The 15667-nt window shown below is 70.2% G+C and carries 16 protein-coding genes; 8 read left to right on the forward strand and 8 right to left on the reverse strand.

Annotated features, from left to right (window positions below):
- Positions 1–5 precede the first annotated feature (5 nt).
- The 3 genes from AB0N82_RS03600 to AB0N82_RS03610 are packed head-to-tail and all read left to right on the forward strand — an operon-like array spanning position 6 to position 1429.
- Positions 6–653: a hypothetical protein gene (locus tag AB0N82_RS03600; protein ID WP_363388237.1), complete on the forward strand. Its 648-nt coding sequence runs from the start codon at positions 6–8 to the stop codon at positions 651–653.
- A 54-nt stretch (positions 654–707) separates the two neighbouring features.
- A complete protein-coding gene (locus AB0N82_RS03605; protein WP_363388240.1) occupies positions 708–968 on the forward strand; it encodes a hypothetical protein in 261 nt (86 codons plus the stop codon).
- A gap of 26 nt (positions 969–994) precedes the next feature.
- Positions 995–1429, forward strand: a complete 435-nt coding sequence (locus tag AB0N82_RS03610; RefSeq protein ID WP_363388243.1) for an FAD-binding protein — start codon at positions 995–997, stop codon at positions 1427–1429.
- A 49-nt stretch (positions 1430–1478) separates the two neighbouring features.
- On the opposite strand, the gene mnhG is transcribed toward AB0N82_RS03610, so the two are convergent.
- The 7 genes from mnhG to AB0N82_RS03645 all read right to left on the reverse strand — a co-directional run bounded on the left by mnhG (position 1479) and on the right by AB0N82_RS03645 (position 8934).
- Positions 1479–1859, reverse strand: a complete 381-nt coding sequence (gene mnhG / locus AB0N82_RS03615) for a monovalent cation/H(+) antiporter subunit G (RefSeq protein ID WP_315994051.1) — start codon at positions 1857–1859, stop codon at positions 1479–1481.
- Positions 1856–2122 (reverse strand): monovalent cation/H+ antiporter complex subunit F, encoded by a 267-nt coding sequence (locus tag AB0N82_RS03620; RefSeq protein ID WP_315994052.1) that lies wholly within the window; start codon positions 2120–2122, stop codon positions 1856–1858. Before AB0N82_RS03620 ends, mnhG begins: the two co-directional genes overlap by 4 nt.
- On the reverse strand, positions 2119–2733 hold the full coding sequence (locus AB0N82_RS03625; RefSeq protein ID WP_315994053.1) for a Na+/H+ antiporter subunit E: 615 nt from the start codon (positions 2731–2733) through the stop codon (positions 2119–2121). The genes AB0N82_RS03620 and AB0N82_RS03625 overlap by 4 nt, the downstream gene beginning before the upstream one ends.
- Positions 2730–4286 (reverse strand): Na+/H+ antiporter subunit D, encoded by a 1557-nt coding sequence (locus tag AB0N82_RS03630; RefSeq protein WP_315994054.1) that lies wholly within the window; start codon positions 4284–4286, stop codon positions 2730–2732. Before AB0N82_RS03630 ends, AB0N82_RS03625 begins: the two co-directional genes overlap by 4 nt.
- Positions 4283–4864, reverse strand: coding sequence for a Na(+)/H(+) antiporter subunit C (locus tag AB0N82_RS03635; protein WP_315994055.1), 582 nt, complete (start codon positions 4862–4864; stop codon positions 4283–4285). Before AB0N82_RS03635 ends, AB0N82_RS03630 begins: the two co-directional genes overlap by 4 nt.
- Positions 4861–7788 carry a Na+/H+ antiporter subunit A gene (locus AB0N82_RS03640; RefSeq protein ID WP_363388249.1) on the reverse strand — a complete coding sequence of 976 codons (2928 nt, stop codon included), beginning with the start codon at positions 7786–7788 and terminating at the stop codon, positions 4861–4863. The genes AB0N82_RS03635 and AB0N82_RS03640 overlap by 4 nt, the downstream gene beginning before the upstream one ends.
- A gap of 96 nt (positions 7789–7884) precedes the next feature.
- Entirely contained in the window at positions 7885–8934 is a 1050-nt protein-coding gene (locus tag AB0N82_RS03645; protein WP_363388252.1) for a LacI family DNA-binding transcriptional regulator, read from the reverse strand.
- Between the two features lie 77 nt (positions 8935–9011).
- Between AB0N82_RS03645 and AB0N82_RS03650 the strand changes: the two genes are divergently transcribed.
- The 5 genes from AB0N82_RS03650 to AB0N82_RS03670 all read left to right on the forward strand — a co-directional run bounded on the left by AB0N82_RS03650 (position 9012) and on the right by AB0N82_RS03670 (position 15090).
- Positions 9012–10250 carry an MFS transporter gene (locus AB0N82_RS03650; RefSeq protein WP_315994058.1) on the forward strand — a complete coding sequence of 413 codons (1239 nt, stop codon included), beginning with the start codon at positions 9012–9014 and terminating at the stop codon, positions 10248–10250.
- A 44-nt stretch (positions 10251–10294) separates the two neighbouring features.
- Positions 10295–10993: an endonuclease NucS gene (gene nucS / locus AB0N82_RS03655; RefSeq protein ID WP_076673136.1), complete on the forward strand. Its 699-nt coding sequence runs from the start codon at positions 10295–10297 to the stop codon at positions 10991–10993.
- Positions 10994–11114: 121 nt separating this feature from the next.
- Entirely contained in the window at positions 11115–11801 is a 687-nt protein-coding gene (locus tag AB0N82_RS03660; protein ID WP_315994059.1) for an HAD hydrolase-like protein, read from the forward strand.
- Entirely contained in the window at positions 11794–12990 is a 1197-nt protein-coding gene (locus tag AB0N82_RS03665) for a hypothetical protein (RefSeq protein WP_363388257.1), read from the forward strand. Before AB0N82_RS03660 ends, AB0N82_RS03665 begins: the two co-directional genes overlap by 8 nt.
- A gap of 36 nt (positions 12991–13026) precedes the next feature.
- Positions 13027–15090, forward strand: a complete 2064-nt coding sequence (locus AB0N82_RS03670; RefSeq protein ID WP_363388260.1) for a phosphatidylglycerol lysyltransferase domain-containing protein — start codon at positions 13027–13029, stop codon at positions 15088–15090.
- 57 nt (positions 15091–15147) lie between these two features.
- On the opposite strand, the gene AB0N82_RS03675 is transcribed toward AB0N82_RS03670, so the two are convergent.
- The gene (locus tag AB0N82_RS03675) at positions 15148–15354 is read right to left on the reverse strand and encodes a cold-shock protein (protein ID WP_315994062.1); all 207 of its coding nucleotides are present in this window, start codon (positions 15352–15354) and stop codon (positions 15148–15150) included.
- Between the last annotated feature and the right edge of the window lie 313 nt (positions 15355–15667).

Below are 15667 nucleotides of genomic sequence, written 5' to 3' on the forward strand. Positions count from 1 at the left end.
GGCGCGTGACGACTGCCCCAGTCACGCGCGACCAGCGCTTCGCCAGCGAACATTGGTGTGAACTACCCACGACCGATCGGACAATACAGATTGAGAACGTTTCAGACGGCGAGATCATCACCCGCTCGCTCAAAGACCGAGCCACGTTTGTTGAGCTCTACGACCGCTATGAACGTCTGGTCTACCGATACACCGCCCGTCGACTGGGCTTGTCCTGGGCCGACGACATCACGTCCGAGACGTTCCTGGTGGCCTTTTCGCGGCGCGATGACTTCGTAGTGGGAATCCCTGGCTGGCGCGGCGGCGCAGATCCCGCTGCCGCATCCGTTTTCGAATGCGCCGCGTCAGCGACGCTGAATTTCAGCGACCTGATCGTCGCTCCGGGCCAGTTCCTTCTCATTGAGACGCAGGGTGTCTACCTAACGCAGGGCTCTGTCACAGGCGACGTGGAGAACTTCCACGAGGAGTTGTATATCCCTGGTGACAGGAAAGATGACTGGGTATGGGTCCGCCATCTGAGCGCGCCGCCACAGGGACCCGGTTCCACCTCGGAAGCACCTACATCTGAGACCGCGCAGACCAGCCCGGATCAAATTATCTCGGCGTCGCACGGCCATCGGTCACCCGCACGGTGGTGTGGCCGTAAGCCCTGACAGGCCCGAGTCACCAAACTTGCACGAGTAGAACATACGTTCGATACTGTCGCAATGCGTGACGACGGCACCCGCTGGCACCCACAGCTGCTTGCCCGGGAGACATCGCCCGCGCACTGGGTGATGCTCAACGCCCGCGACCAGGTTGCCGGGACGATCGAGCTGCGGCGCACCGACGACGGGCCGCGCTGCCGAGTAGAGGTAGCCGGCGGCGAACTGCTCGGCTGGGCGACATCGCTGAAGACGGCCACGGAGCGTCTGCACCGCGTGATCATCTCCGCGGGCGTGCCCGGTGGCGGGATCAACCGTTCGTGACCGTCGACGAGGCGTGAGGGCCGCGCATGGTGCAGGTCTGGTCTCCGACGTCCCAGCTGCAGCGCTCCCCCGAGCCGGGCGTGTGGATCATCTTCGACAAGAGCAAGCGGATCGCGATTGTGCGCGTGGTCGAGGTGCAGGGCAACAGTCGCCGCTTCCTCGGCGACCGCATCTTCCGCACCGTGAAGCCCCACTCGCTGCTCGACCCCGCCCACGGCCCGCTCATCGCGGTGCGCCTCTGGATCGTGACGCGCAAGTCGCTCGGCGGCATCCAGACCGACCTGAGCGGACGGGCGATGGATGCCACGGGCCGCCCGATCGAGGGTCTGTACGCCGCGGGAGAGGCGGCGGGATTCGGCGGCGGCGGCGCCCACGGCTACAACGCGCTCGAGGGCACCTTCCTCGGCGGCTGCCTGTTCACCGGCCGCACCGTCGGTCGGGCCCTCGCCGCGGCGCTGTGAACCCCGGCATCCGACCGAATCGCCACGGCCGCGAGGGCCGCCCGACTCGTCAGCTCTCCGGCCGCGTTTCCGCCCCGGTCGACCCGGGCTGCTCGGTCCTGTGCTGCAGCTCGTCGACGAAGAGGTTCGCCTCGTCGGTCGTGCGGTTGCGGTAGGCCGCCCGACCCACCATGTGCGCCGCGAGCGGAGCCGTGGCGAACTGGATGAGCACGATCGGGATGCCGAAGGCCACCACTTCCCACGTGCGCAGCGACAGCGCGACCGCGATGACGATGAGCAGTACGCCCAGCACCTGGGGCTTGGTCGCCGCGTGCAGACGCGTCGGGACGTCACGCCAGCGCAGCAGCCCCAGCGTCGCCGTGAGGCAGAGCACGGCGCCGATCAGCACGAGGACGAGGGCGACGGTGTCGAGCACCGATTCGAGGGTCACCGCGGGTTCTCCTTCCGCGCGACGAAGCGGGCGACGGCGATCGAACCGAACACGCCGACCGCCGCGATGATGAGCATCGCGGGCAGAGAGCGCGTGTGATGGTTGATCACCATGTCGGCACCGAGGATGCAGATGACCTCGGTGAGCAGCACGTCGGCGGCGACCGCACGGTCGAGGATCGACGGGCCGATCACCAACCGGATGAGGGCCAGCACCGCAGCGACGGCGAAGACGACGAGGATGACGACGACGAGGGCGGTCACAGCAGGGTCCTCCCCTCTCGCGGCGATTCGATCGAACTGTGGTGATGGGTCGAGCTGTCGGCGATGCGGGCGCGCAGCTCCTGCAGCTCCTCGCGCGAGCCGACGGCGCGCGTGATGCGCGCCTCCCAGCCGAGCACGATGCGGCGCTGGTGCTCGGCATCCTCTTCGCTGCGCACCCCGATCGTGTGCAGATACAGGGTGCGGTTCTCGCGGTCGACGTCGACGATGAGCGACCCCGGGATGAGGGATGCCGTCACCGCGGTGTGGGCCATGATCACGTCGTCGTCGACCCGCAACGGCACCGCGATGATCGCGGCGCCGGGCTGGCGACGGAAGTCCAGCACCTGCCAGGCCACGATCAGCGACCCCTTGACGACGGCACCGAGGAACGTGACGACGAAGATCACGCCGTACCAGAGGTTGATGCGACCCGACAGCTCCACCGGGGGCAGACGGAACACGCGAGTGACGAAGACCGCCATGACGAGACCCGTCACGAAGGCGAGCCACGTGAACTGGCCCCACAGCAGCATCCACAGAGCGATCAGCCACAGCAGGAGCGGTAGCTGGTGCAAGAAAAGCGACACCTGCGCGCGGCGGGTGGGGCTCATCGCGGGTCCTCCGCATCCTGCAGCTGCACGAGGGTGACCCCGCCGTAGATGCGCTCCCCTGCCCGCAGACACGCGTCGAGAAGGGGGCCGGCGAACACCGTCAGCGAGATCGTGACGATGACCATGCCGGCGGTCGCGACGGTCATGATGCGCGGGATCGTGCGTCGCTCGGTCGAGATCGTCGCCGCGGGGGCGTTGCCGAGGTAGGCGATGCGCTCGCTCGTCTCGGCCGAGTCGTCGTCCTCGCGCCAGAACGAGAGGTTCCAGGCGCGCATGAGCGCGTACAGCGTGAGGATCGAGGTGACGATACCGCCCACGATGAGCACGATCATGACCGGCGTGCCCACCTGAGCCGCGGCGTCGAACAGCGCGTACTTGCCGATGAAGCCCGAGAACGGCGGGAGCCCGCCCAGGTTGATCGCCGGGATGAAGTACAGCACCGCGAGCAACGGAGCCGCGCGCATGAGTCCCTTGACCTTGAGGATCGAGGTGCTGCCGGCCCGGCGCTCGATCAGCCCGACGGCGAGGAACAGGGTCGTCTGCACGATGATGTGGTGGACGATGTAGTAGATCGTCGCGCCCACCGCGAGCGGTGTGTTGATCGCGAGGCCGAAGATCATGTAGCCGATGTGGCTCACGAGCGTGAACGACAGGATGCGCTTGAGTTCGGCCTGGGCCACGGCGCCCAGCACGCCGACGATCATCGTCGCGAGGGCCACCATGAGCAGCAGGAAGTTGATGTCGTTGTCGACGAAGAGCTGCGTCTCGGTGCGGATGATCGCGTAGACGCCGACCTTCGTCAGCAGGCCCGCGAACACGGCCGTGACCGGGGCCGGTGCCGTCGGGTACGAGTCGGGCAGCCAGAACGACAGCGGGAACACCGCGGCCTTGATGGCGAAGGCCAGCAGCAGCATGAGGTGCAGGATCGTCTGCGTGTCCTGCGGCAGCATCGCCATGCGCTCGCTGATCTGCACCATGTTGACGGTGCCCAGCGCCCCGTAGACCATCGCGATCGCCGCGAGGAACAGGATCGACGACACCAGCGACACGACGATGTAGACGACGCCGGTGCGGATGCGGGACTCGGTGCCGCCGAGGGTGATGAGCACGTACGACGCGACGAGCAGGATCTCGAAGCCGACGTAGAGGTTGAAGAGGTCGCCGGCGATGAAGGCGTTGAAGATGCCCGCGCCCAGGATGAGGTACGCCGGGTAGAAGATCGAGACAGGGGTGTCCTCGTCGTTGTCGGCCGCCCCCTGACCGATCGAGAACAGCAGGACCGCGAGCAGGACGATGCTCGTGACGACCACGAGCAGAGCGGCCAGCACGTCGACGTAGAGCACGATGCCGAGGGGGATCTGCCACGCGGCGATCGCCACGGCGATGGGGCCGTTGGTGTCGACCGCGACGAGCAGGATCGCGCCGAGCACGAGCACCGCCGCGAGGGAGGCGACCGACACCACGATCTGCGTCTTCTTGCGACGACCGAAGATGAGGTTGATCGCGGCGCCGATGAGCGGGATGCCGACGAGCAGGGGCACGAGGGCGCTCACGAGCGATCACCGTCCTGGGGGTCGCGGGGGGCCTCGGGGTCGTCGTCGGACGTGCGGCGCCGGACGGCCACGCGGTCGACCGGCGCGTCGTCGACGAGGTGCGACAGATCGCCCTGGTGCAGCACGCGGATCGGGTTCGCGACGTCGCCCACGAAGTCGGTGGTGACGTCGTCGTCGTCGGAGCGCGATTCCTCGTCCATCGCGTCCTCGACCTCCTCCGCCGTACGGGTGCGCAGGGCGACGTCGTCCGCATCGTCGACGACCGTGTCGGCCTGACCGAGCTGCCACGAGCGGTAGATGAGGGCGAGCAGGAAGGCCGAGATCGCGAACGTGATGACGATCGCGGTGAGCATGAGGGCCTGCGGGAGCGCATCCGACATCTCTGCGGCATCCGTCTCGCCGTCGTAGAACGGGGCGATGGCCGGTCGCCCCATGACGATGAGCAGCAGCAGGTTGGCGGCGTTTCCGAGCAGCAGGAAGCCGATGAGCACGCGCGTGAGGCTGCGCTCGAGCATCGCGTAGACGCCGCACGCGAAGAGCACGGCCATCACGATCACCAGCACGAGGGAGATGTTCACGGGTTCACCACCTCCGCGTCCTCGGGCAGCTGCGACTGCCGGTCGACCTCCGCGCCGAGGCTGCGCAGCACGTCGAGCACGAGGCCGATCACCACGAGGTAGACGCCGATGTCGAAGATCGTGCTCGTGACGAACTCCCAGTGACCGATGAGGGGCAGCTCCCCCTCGAAGGTGAAGCTCTGCAAGGGGGCGAACCCGAAGAACATCGGCACCAGGGCGCACAGCACGGCGATCGCCATTCCGGCGCCCAGGAGGCGACCGGCGTCGGTGGGGGCGGCGGCACCGAGCTCCCAGCGCCCACCGGCGATGTAGCGCATGACGAGGCCCAGACCGGCGACGAGCCCACCGGCGAAGCCGCCGCCGGGGAGGTTGTGCCCCGCGAAGAGGAGGTAGAGCGAGATGACCATCACCGTGTGGAAGAGCACGCGGATGATGATCTCGAGCAGGATCGACCGGTTCTCGGGCTGCACCTTCGCGCCCGACACGAGCCAGGCCCGCGGCGCCCCGGTCTCGCCGACGCGCTGCGCGCGGACGCCGCTGTCGGTCTCGACGAGCGGACGGCGACGTCCGAGACCCGTCCGACTGCGCGCGGTGCCGGAGCGGCGCGAGAGGTTGTCGCTGCGATCGGTGATGAAGACGAGGGATGCCACACCCGTCGCCGCGAGCACCAGCACCGACAGCTCGCCCATCGTGTCCCACCCGCGCAGGTCGACGAGCGCGACGTTGACGACGTTGCGGCCGTGGCCGATCTCGTACGCCAGCGGGGGCCACTCGAGCGAGATGGGGAGGTCTTGACGGGCTCCCGTCGCGACGATGGCGACCAGGGCCATCGTGAGACCGACGCCCGCGCCGAGCACGGCCCGGGCCAGCGGCGCGACGGAGGCGTTCTGCTCCCCCATGCGCGCGGGCAGGCGCCGTAGCACGAGGGCGAAGACGACGAGGGTGACGGTCTCGACCAGCACCTGCGTGAGGGCGAGGTCGGGGGCGCCACTCGTGGCGAAGAGCACGACCAGACCGAGTCCGGTGACCGAGACGAGCGCCACACCCGTGTAGCGCTTGCGAGCGCGCACGGCGAGGATGCCGGCGGCGATCATCAGCGGGGCGGCGATGAGCTGCGTCGGGGAGTGCCAGGCATCCAACTGCGCCCGCCACTCGGCCGAGGCGAACAGGGCCGTGCCCTCGGCGATGACGAGCACGATGAAGATCGTGCCGACGTAGAAGGGCAGCGAACCCCGCTGGAAGCGCGCGGTCACCCACTCCGAGGAGTGATCGATACCGCGGAGGGCGACGTTGTACACATCGTTCGCCGTGAAGGGGAGTGCGCGGCGCCGCTTGTGCAGCTGCGTCTTGCGCACGAGCCAGAAGATCCCCGCGCCGAGCGCGAGCGTGCCGAGCGAGATGAACAGCGCCGGCTCGAGACCGTGCCAGAGGGCCAGATGGTACGGGTACTCGGGCGCGGCGACGCCGGGCGTCGCCTCGGGAAGACCGTCGGCGTAGGGCGCCAGCCAATGGTCGACGACCGGTGCCAGCACACCGAGCGCGAGCGAAGCCGACGCCAGCAGCACGGGCGCCGAGAGGAAGCCGATGGGCGGGTCGGGCCACTCGGTGGTCTCGACGTCGCGCTTGGTCCAGTACGCGCCCCACAGGAACCGGATGCCGTACGCCGCCGTGAGCGCCGAACCGAGCACGATTCCGATCAGGGCGACGGTCCCCCACCCCGCGCCCGCCTCGGCCTCGTGCAGGAGGGCGGTGAGCGCGGTCTCCTTCGCCACGAAGCCCAGCGTCGGGATGACGCCCGCCATGGATGCGATCGCGACGAAAGACGCCGTCGCCATGACGGGAGCCTGCCGACCAAGGCCCGACAGCTGCCCGATGTCACGGGTGTTGAGCTGGCGGTCGATGACGCCCACGACGAGGAAGAGGCACGACTTGAACAGCGCGTGGCTCAGCAGCAGAGCCGCGCCGGCGAGGGCGGCATCCCGCGTTCCGTAGCCCAGCATGACGGTCAGGAAGCCGAGCTGGCTGACCGTGCCGAACGCGAGGATGCGCTTGAGGTCGCGCTCGCGCAGGGCCTGGAACCCGCCGAGGAGCATCGTGAACACGCCCAGCGCGATCAGCGTGGGTCGCCAGAACGGCGTCTCGGCGAAGCCGGGGGCCAGGCGGGCGATCAGGTAGATGCCGGCCTTCACCATGGCCGCGGCGTGCAGGTAGGCGCTCACCGGGGTGGGCGCGGCCATCGCACCGGGCAGCCAGAAGTGGAACGGGAAGATCGCCGACTTGCTCAGCGCGCCGACCAGCAGCAGCAGGACGGCGATGTCGACGACCGTGCCGGTGGGCGGGTCGGCGAGGATCGCCGACAGGCTCGAGGTTCCCGCCTGCACGACCAGCAGCACGACGCCGATGAGCATGACCAGTCCGCCGAGCGTGGTGACCAACAGGGCCTGCAGAGCCGCCCGTCGGCTGGCGGCACGCGCGTGGTAGTAGCCGATGAGCAGGTACGAGAGCACGCTCGTGACTTCCCACAGCATGACCAGCACGACGACGTCGTCGGTCAGGACGAGGCCATACATCGCGCCGGCGAAGGCGAGCAGCACCGCGGAGAACTGCCCGACGCCCTTCGTCTTGCCGCGGAAGTACCAGCGACAGTACAGCATCACCAAGGCGCCGACGCCGGTGACGACGAGGGTGAGGATCCAGCCGAGCACGTCCATTCGCATGGAGAGCGAGACGTCGATCGCAGGGATCCAGCGGTATTCCTCGAATGGAATGTTTCCGGCGAACACGGCGGGAGCGAGCACCAGGGCGTGGGCGAACGCCAGGGCCGGGAGAACGGCCGCGACGTAGAACGCGCGCGCACCGATCCTCGAGACGAGCCACGGGAGGAGCAAAGGGAGAGCCGCGAAGGCGCCCAGGAACATCAGCATGTGCGGGCCTCCTCGGGGTCGACGGGCGAATGCCCGGGCTCTCGGGGTGTCGAACCTATTCTATGCGGAGCATGAGAGTCCGTGGACCACGGGTTCTCATGTGGTAGGCGGTGGGGCCGTCGTCGTCCCCACGCGGAACGTACAGGTCAGGTCGAGGCCGGAGGGTTCGTCGTCCTCCAGCATCGCGGCCACCGCCTCGCCCGCCGCCCGCCCCTTTGCGGTCGCGGGTTGCACGAGGGTCGTGAGCACGTGAGGCGCGAGGCCGTCGACCACCACGCCGTCGAAGCCGGTGACGCTGACGTCGTGCGGAACACGCAGCCCGGCCTCTTCCGCCGCGCGGATGACTCCGGCGGCGAGCAGATCGCTCTGCGCGATCACGGCCGTGGGTCGGCGCGACGGGTCGCCGAAGATGGTGCGTCCCGCAATCGCCCCCTCGTCGATCGAGCTCGTCGCCGCGGCGAGCACCGGCGCCCGGGGGAACACCTCGCGCGCACCCGCCAGGCGGTCGGCGGTGACGTCGACGCGGACGGGCTCGTCGGCCGTCACCCATCCGCGGCGTCGCGAGGTGTCGGTGGGGAGGGTCACGATGACCACGTCGCGGTGGCCGAGGTCGGCGACGTGCTGGGCTGCGGCACGCTGCGCCTCGGCGTTGTCGAGCAGCACCTGCGGGACACCCTCGCCCGCGTCGCCCTCGACGACCACCACCGGGATGCCACGCCCTCGGACGATCTCGAGGGAGTCGCGCATGCGGGGGCTGCACCCGATCAAAACCGCCGCGTCGATGGGTGCGGTGTGCAGAGAGGGCTCGCTGACGGTCTCGCCGTCGTCGCGCAGGAGCAGCAGGGCAGCGCCGAGGCGCGAGACGCCGTCGGCCAGGCCGTCCATCATGTGCGTCGTGACGGGGTCGAGGAACGCCGTGCCCAGGTGCGTGTCGAACACCACGCCGACGATCCCGCTGCGACCGCGCCGCAGCGAGGCCGCGCGCGGATCGGGCCCCGTGTAACCGAGCGCATCGGCGGCGGCGAGCACGCGTGCGCGGGTCGCCTCGGAGGTGGGCGTCTTCCCGCTGAAGACCACCGAGGCGGTCGACGGGGAGACGCCGGCCTCACGGGCGACGTCGCTGATGGTGGCGCGGCGGGTGCTCACGGCCCGATCGTACCCGCGACGCAGGGTGCTGCCGAATCGATTCGATCGATGTCGAATCGATTCGGTACAGTGTCGGCATGCTCACCTCTCTCACCCGCTCCCAGCTCGTGCGCTGGCACATCGCGATCTGCGCCATCTTTTTGGCGAGCGGACTGAGCATCTCGACCTGGGCGTCCCGGGTCCCCGCCATCCGCGAGTCGCTCGGCATCGAGAACTCCGGGGTCGGCCTGCTGCTGCTCGGTATGGGCGTGGCATCCATCATCGGCCTCTCCATCGCGCCCGCGGTGATCGCACGCCTCGGTGCGCGCACCGGAATGCTCGTCGCGCTCGTACTCGTCGGCGTCGGACTCGGCGTCATCGGGTTCGGCGCCGACACACTGCAGGTCTTCGGCGTCGCCCTCGTCGGCCTCGCCCTCTTCGGCTTCGGCAACGGCGCGGTCGACGTGATGATGAACGTCGAGGGGGCCGCCCTCGAGAAGGCGACCGGCCGCACCATCATGCCGTTGCTGCACGCGTTCTTCAGCTTCGGCACGGTCATCGGCGCAGGCCTGGGATTCGTCGCCGTCAGCGCGGGGATCCCCGTGCTCGCGCACTGCGTCGCGATGGGTGTCGTCATCCTCGTGGTCGCCTTCGTCTCCGTGGCGAACGTGCCGCGGGCCGAGGTCGCGATGGACGCCCCCGCCGCCGAGGAGCGCGCGCACTGGCGTGATCGCCTCGCCACCTCGCTCCAGGCGTGGCGCGAACCGCGCACCTACACGCTCGGCGTGATCATGCTCGGCATGGCCTTCGCCGAGGGCAGCGCGAACGACTGGCTGCCCTCCGCCGTCGTCTACGGCCACGGCGCCCCCGAAGAGGCGGGTCCCGCCGTGCTCGCGGTGTTCTCGGTCGCGATGACCGTCGGTCGCATCGCGGGCGGCCCGGTCGTCGATCGCCTCGGCCGCGTGATCGTGCTGCGCGTGCTCGCGGCGACCGCCGCCGTGGGTCTGCTGCTGTTCATCCTCGCGCCGTACGGACCGCTCGTGTTCGTCGGCGCGGCACTGTGGGGCCTCGGCGCGTCGCTGGGATTCCCGATCGGCATGTCGGCCGCCGCGGACGACCCCGCCAAGGCCGCTTCCCGCGTCGCGGCCGCAGCGACCATCGGGTACGTCGCATTCCTGTGCGGCCCGCCCATCCTCGGCTGGATCGGCGACCACATCGGCCTGCTGAACACCCTGTTGATCGTGGTCGGGCTGATCGTGGCATCCGGGCTCTTCTCCGGCGCGGCGAAGCCGCTCGTGGTCGACGAGGCGAAGGTCGACGAGGCCGCACGCCGCTGACGCCCGACGAGGCGGACACCGGCGAGCGCGATTAGGCTCGTCGGGTGCGTCTCGTCATCGCCCGTTGCTCCGTCGATTACACCGGCCGTCTCAACGCGCATCTCCCCCTCGCCACCCGCCTGCTCGTGCACAAGAACGACGGCAGCCTGCTGGTGCACTCCGACGGCGGCTCCTACAAGCCGCTGAACTGGATGAGCCCGCCGTGCAGCCTCACGCGCGAAGACCCCGACGAGGTCGACGTGGAGGACGGCGTGATCGAGCGGTGGCGCGTGACGCACGCGAAGACCGGTGACGCCCTCCTCGTCCGCATCCACGAGATCGTGCACGACACGGCACACGACCTCGGGGTCGACCCCGGGCTCATCAAAGACGGCGTCGAGGCCGACCTGCAGCGCCTCCTGGCCGAACAGGTGTCGGTCGTGGGCGAGAACCTCACCCTCGTCCGTCGCGAATATCCCACCGCGATCGGCCCGGTCGACCTGCTGCTGCGCAACGACGACGGTCCCGGCACGGTCGCCATCGAGGTCAAGCGCCGCGGCGACATCGACGGGGTCGAGCAGCTCACGCGCTATCTCGAGCTGCTCAACCGCGACCCGCTCCTGGCGCCGGTGACGGGCGTGTTCGCGGCGCAGGAGATCAAGCCCCAGGCTCGCGTGCTCGCCACCGACCGCGGCATCCGGTGCCTCACCCTCGACTACGACGAGATGAAGGGCGTGCAGTCGGGGGCTCCGCGGCTGTTCTGAGGTCGCCCGGTCGTCCCTCTCGACGCCCGGGGCCGGCTTTCTGCGGACCGCTCTGCTCCGTCCCCGCGACGGCCCCGACGCTGAGACCCACCCCGCACGGCTCCGCCGGTAGCGTGGTCGTATGCGCGTTCGCTCTCCCTTCTCCTGCATCCTGTGGGACGTCGACGGCACTCTCGTCGACGCATCGGAGGGGATCCTCCGCCGTCTGGCCATCACGCTCGAGCACTTCGGCCACCGGGCGCCCACGCGCGGCGAGCTGTCGCACTGGATCGGCCCGCCGATGTTCGAATCGTTCCAGGCCAACGTCGGCATGACCCCCGAGGAGGCGACCGCGGCGGTCGTGTTCTACCGCGAGCTCAACAAGAGCGAGGGCTACACCGTCAGCGCGCAGCTCTACCCCGGAGTGGCCGACCTCCTGCACGATGTGCACGCGGCCGGAGTGCCGCAGTCGACCGCGAGCTCCAAGCCCGAGGTGCAGGTCGTGGCGCTCATGAACCACTTCGGCGTAGCCCCCGACCTCGAGGCCGTCGTGGGGGCGACCCTCGACGAACGAACCCTGAGTTCCAAGGCCGACATCGTCCGCGAGGCCCTGCGTCGTCTCGCCGCCACGGGGGCCGACGTCTCGCGCCCCGTGCTGATCGGCGATCGGCATCACGACGTCGAAGGCGGGGCGGATGCCGGTGTGCCGGTGATCTTCGTCCGCTGGGGCTTCAGCTGGCCCCACGAGGCCGACGGTGCTCAGGCCGCCGTCGACGACGTCGCGCAGCTGCGCTCTCTGCTGCTGGTGGAGGACCCCGCCGGTGCCTGACCTCGGCGCGGCACTGCCGTTCGTCGTCGCCCTGGTCGCGGTGCTCGTCGTCGCCGGGGTGGTCGCTCTCGTCGTGCAGGCGACGCGCCGATCGCCGCGCGCGCGGGCGGCCGCCGACGAGGTCGTCGCGGAGGCGGCGGAGGCGCTACGGCGCCTCGACGACGCCGTCGACGACCTCGACGTGGCCTTCGAGGCGGTCGACGCCCTCGACGCACCCGACGCCCCCACCGACCTGCGACGCGGGCGCACCGCCGCGCACCGCGCCCGCGACCGCGGCTTCACCGACCTGTGGGCGCTGGACGACCGCTCCGCCGTCCCCGCTCGTCGGCGGGACCAGGCCCGACGGGTCGGCCGAGACCTCGACACGAGCCGCGCGCGGATCGACGCCCTGCAGAGCCGCCTCGACGAATGGGCGGCCGACAGCCGACTCCCCGCCGCCTTGCGCGACGCCGCCCGGGTGCGCCGCGACGGTCTCCTCGAGGCGACGGGCGATCCGGATCCTCTGCTCGGGGCGCTGCGCCGACGCTTCGATGCGTCCGACTGGATCGACGCACAGCGCGCCGCTGACGCCGCGGCCTCGGCGATCTCCGACGCCGACGCGGCACTGCGCGACGCCGAGACCGACCCGACACCCTCCGTCCTTCGTCGCGCGACCGCGGCGCTGCGTCGTGCCGAGCGGAACGGGCGCGCCGTCGAAGACGTGCACCGCATGGCCCTGCAGGCGGCCGAGAACGCCGACGCCGAGCTCGCGGCCGCCCGCGACGAGCTCGATGAAGCGATCGCGATCGCGAGCGCTCGACCCGCGGAGTGCACTCCGTCCGCCGACGAGATGCTGCGGGCGGCCGCCCGCGAGCTCGAGACCGCCGCCACAGCTGCCGTGCACCGCCCGCGCGAGGCGATCGCTACCGTGGCGCGCGTGCGCGAGACGCGCGATCGCGCTCTCGGCGCTGCCGTCAACGCACGTCAGCGGCTCGAGGCCGCTCGCGCGGCTCTTCCCGGCACGCTCGCGTGCGCGCGAGCCGCCCTCGCCGCCGCGGACGCGCGCGACGACCTCCCCCCCATCGCCGACCGCCTGCAGCTCGCGCGAGCCCGGCGCGAGCTCGCCGCGGCCCGCGCCGCCACCGACGCCGCCGAGGCCTTGGCCAACGCGCGCGCGGCGTGGCACGCCGTTCCGGGCGCTCTCGACTGAGGCAGCGTCGCCGCACCGTGCAATATGGTGAGCGCTATGGCGGACTCCTCCCCCATCCGACGCCTCTCGGTCGTCGCCCGGCGCGTACCGGTCACGCTCGGGCTGATCACCGTCCTCATCCTCTGCGGGGTCATCGGAGGCGGCCTGTGGTCGCCGTTCTCGGCATCCTCGATGTACGCCGATGTCGCCTACGGGCTCCCCGCGTTCGCCGAGGGCCGGTGGTGGACCCTGGTCACGGGGACGTTCTTCGTCTCGGCGCCCTGGGTCTACCTCGCGGGCGTGCCCGCCGTGGCGATCATGGCGTTCTTCGAGTACCGGCGGGGTAGCCGCGTCACGGCGGTCTTCTTCGCCGGAGGCCAGCTCTTCTCCGTCCTGGCGTCCGCGGGATTCCTCGCCCTCGCGTCGCTGCTGCCGTGGGCGTGGGCGCAGCAGCAGGCCGTCGCCCTCGACGTCGGCCCCTCCGGCGGCGTCTTCGCGTGCATCGCCGGGGCGCTCGCCCTTCTGCCGTCACCGTGGCGGTTGCGTGCGTGGACCGTGTTCATCGCGATCCTGGCCGTGACCTTCGTCTACTACGGCTCCCTCCCCGACCTCGAGCACGTGCTCGCCGTGGGCCTCGTGCTCGCCGTCGACCGCTCGCTCCGGCCGCAGCGGGTGAGCGTGCGCGAACAGCGGCTCATCGCCTTCGTGGTGGTGTGCGGCCTGGGCGCCTTCGAGATCCTCGGCTACGTCGCGCCGATGACAGGTCCCTTCGGCAGCTCGGCGGCGACCTCCGGATCGTGGATCGACGTCGCGATCAACACCGCGGTCGTGCTCGTCGTCGCGACGTCACTGCGCCGCGGTCGCCGGTGGGCCTGGGTCGTGGTCCTGGTTTACTGCCTCCTCAACGTCCTGCTCGTCCTCGCGGTCATCGGCCTCCTGATCGCCGTCGGTCTGTCCGGTATCGAGGCCGAGATCGACACCGACGTCACGAGCGTGCTGGCGTCGTCGGTGCTGTGGGTCGTGGCATCCGTATACGTCGTGCTGGTGCGCGGGGCGTTCCGCGCCCGCCCGCGCGCCGCCCTCGGCGACGCACCGGCGCCGACGCTCGACGACGTAAAGACCGAGCTGCGTGCCAGCGGTGGCGGAACGCTGTCGTGGATGACGACGTGGGACGGCATGTCGTACGCCCGGTTCGGCCGTGGCATCGTCGCCTACCAACGCCGGTCGGGGGTCGCCCTGGCGCTGGGCGACCCTCTCGGTCCCGACGCCGATCGCGCCGCCACCGTCCGACGGTTCATCGAGCGATCCGAGGCCGCCGGCCTGGCGCCCTGCTTCTTCAGTGCCGGCGGGGCGACGAGCGCCGCCGTTCCCCCCGACTGGCGCCGCATCGTGGTCGCCGACGACACCGTGGTCGATCTGCCCGGTCTGCAGTTCACCGGCAAGGCCTGGGGCGCGGTGCGCACGTCGCTGAACCGCGCGCAGCGCGAGGGCATGACCTTCCGGCTCACGCGCCTCGCCGACGAACCATGGGGCGTGCGTCAGCAGCTGCGGGCCATCTCCGAGAGCTGGGTGGGCGACAAGGGACTGCCCGAGATGGGCTTCACCCTCGGCACCCTGCACGAGGCCTCCGACCCCGAGGTGCGCCTGGCCCTCGCCGTCTCCCCCGACGGCGACGTCGACGGCTTCCTCTCGTGGCTACCGGTCTACGGCGAGGGAGAGGTGCGGGGATGGACCCTCGACCTCATGCGACGGCGCGACGGCGGCTTCGGCCCCGTCATGGAATACCTGATCGGATCGTCGGCGCAGCAGTTCTCGGCCGAGGGCGCGCAGGTCATGTCGCTGTCGGGCGCTCCTCTGGCCCACGAGTATCCCCCGGATGCCGGGGCCATCGCCGATCTGCAGACGCGCATGGCCGACATGCTCGAGCCCGTTTACGGGTTCGCGTCGCTCCACCGCTTCAAGCAGAAGTTCCACCCGCGGTACGAGACGATGTATCTCCTCTACCGCGACGAGGCGGACCTCACGAGGATCGGGGCGGCGCTCACGCGGGCGTTCCTGCCCCAAGCCACGATCCGGCAGTTCGCGGCCGCCGGGGTCGAGCTCGTCCGCCAGGAACGCTGATCGCCCCGACCGCGAAGGAGCGTGCGGGCGGGGCGGCATCGGCCGCAGCCGACGGCGTCAGAGCGGGCGGATGTCCTCCGCCTGCAGGCCCTTGGGGCCCTGGGCGATCTCGAACTCCACGCGCTGGTTCTCCTCGAGCGAGCGGTAGCCGCCCGACTGGATCGCGCTGTAGTGCGCGAAGACGTCCTGTCCGCCGTCATCGGGGGCGATGAAGCCGAAGCCCTTCTCCGAGTTGAACCACTTGACCGTGCCCTGCGTGCTCATCGTGATGCCGTTTTCCCCTTTGAGCCGACGCCGAGCGCGCCGGTCTGTGCCCCCACGGTAACGGCCGGAATCCTCCGGCGCACGGCACCGTGACACAAACGTTGCGGTCGGAGGAATGCGCCGGAATTGTCCTGAGCCCATACGACGCCCGGGCTGAGCAGAGCTCGAAGCCCGGGCGTCGACGGATCCCCCCGGATATGCCACGCGATGCGTGACGGCGATCACTTTACCGGCGCGCGAGCGTGCGCGCGACACGAAAACGAAGAATCAGTCAGTTATGTCGATGTTCTGTGCTAGCGATGAGTCGTAAAAT

This window comes from Microbacterium sp. NPDC089186 (assembly GCF_040685115.1).
GTDB lineage: Bacteria > Actinomycetota > Actinomycetes > Actinomycetales > Microbacteriaceae > Microbacterium > Microbacterium galbum.

Coding starts and splice junctions, on each gene's coding strand:
- AB0N82_RS03605 (WP_363388240.1), top strand. CDS start 708: ATGCGTGACGACGGCACCCGCTGGCACCCACAGCTGCTTGCCCGGGAG.
- AB0N82_RS03610 (WP_363388243.1), top strand. CDS start 995: ATGGTGCAGGTCTGGTCTCCGACGTCCCAGCTGCAGCGCTCCCCCGAG.
- AB0N82_RS03625 (WP_315994053.1), bottom strand. CDS start 2,733: ATGAGCCCCACCCGCCGCGCGCAGGTGTCGCTTTTCTTGCACCAGCTA.
- AB0N82_RS03640 (WP_363388249.1), bottom strand. CDS start 7,788: ATGCTGATGTTCCTGGGCGCCTTCGCGGCTCTCCCTTTGCTCCTCCCG.
- AB0N82_RS03650 (WP_315994058.1), top strand. CDS start 9,012: ATGCTCACCTCTCTCACCCGCTCCCAGCTCGTGCGCTGGCACATCGCG.
- AB0N82_RS03660 (WP_315994059.1), top strand. CDS start 11,115: ATGCGCGTTCGCTCTCCCTTCTCCTGCATCCTGTGGGACGTCGACGGC.
- AB0N82_RS03670 (WP_363388260.1), top strand. CDS start 13,027: ATGGCGGACTCCTCCCCCATCCGACGCCTCTCGGTCGTCGCCCGGCGC.
- AB0N82_RS03675 (WP_315994062.1), bottom strand. CDS start 15,354: ATGAGCACGCAGGGCACGGTCAAGTGGTTCAACTCGGAGAAGGGCTTC.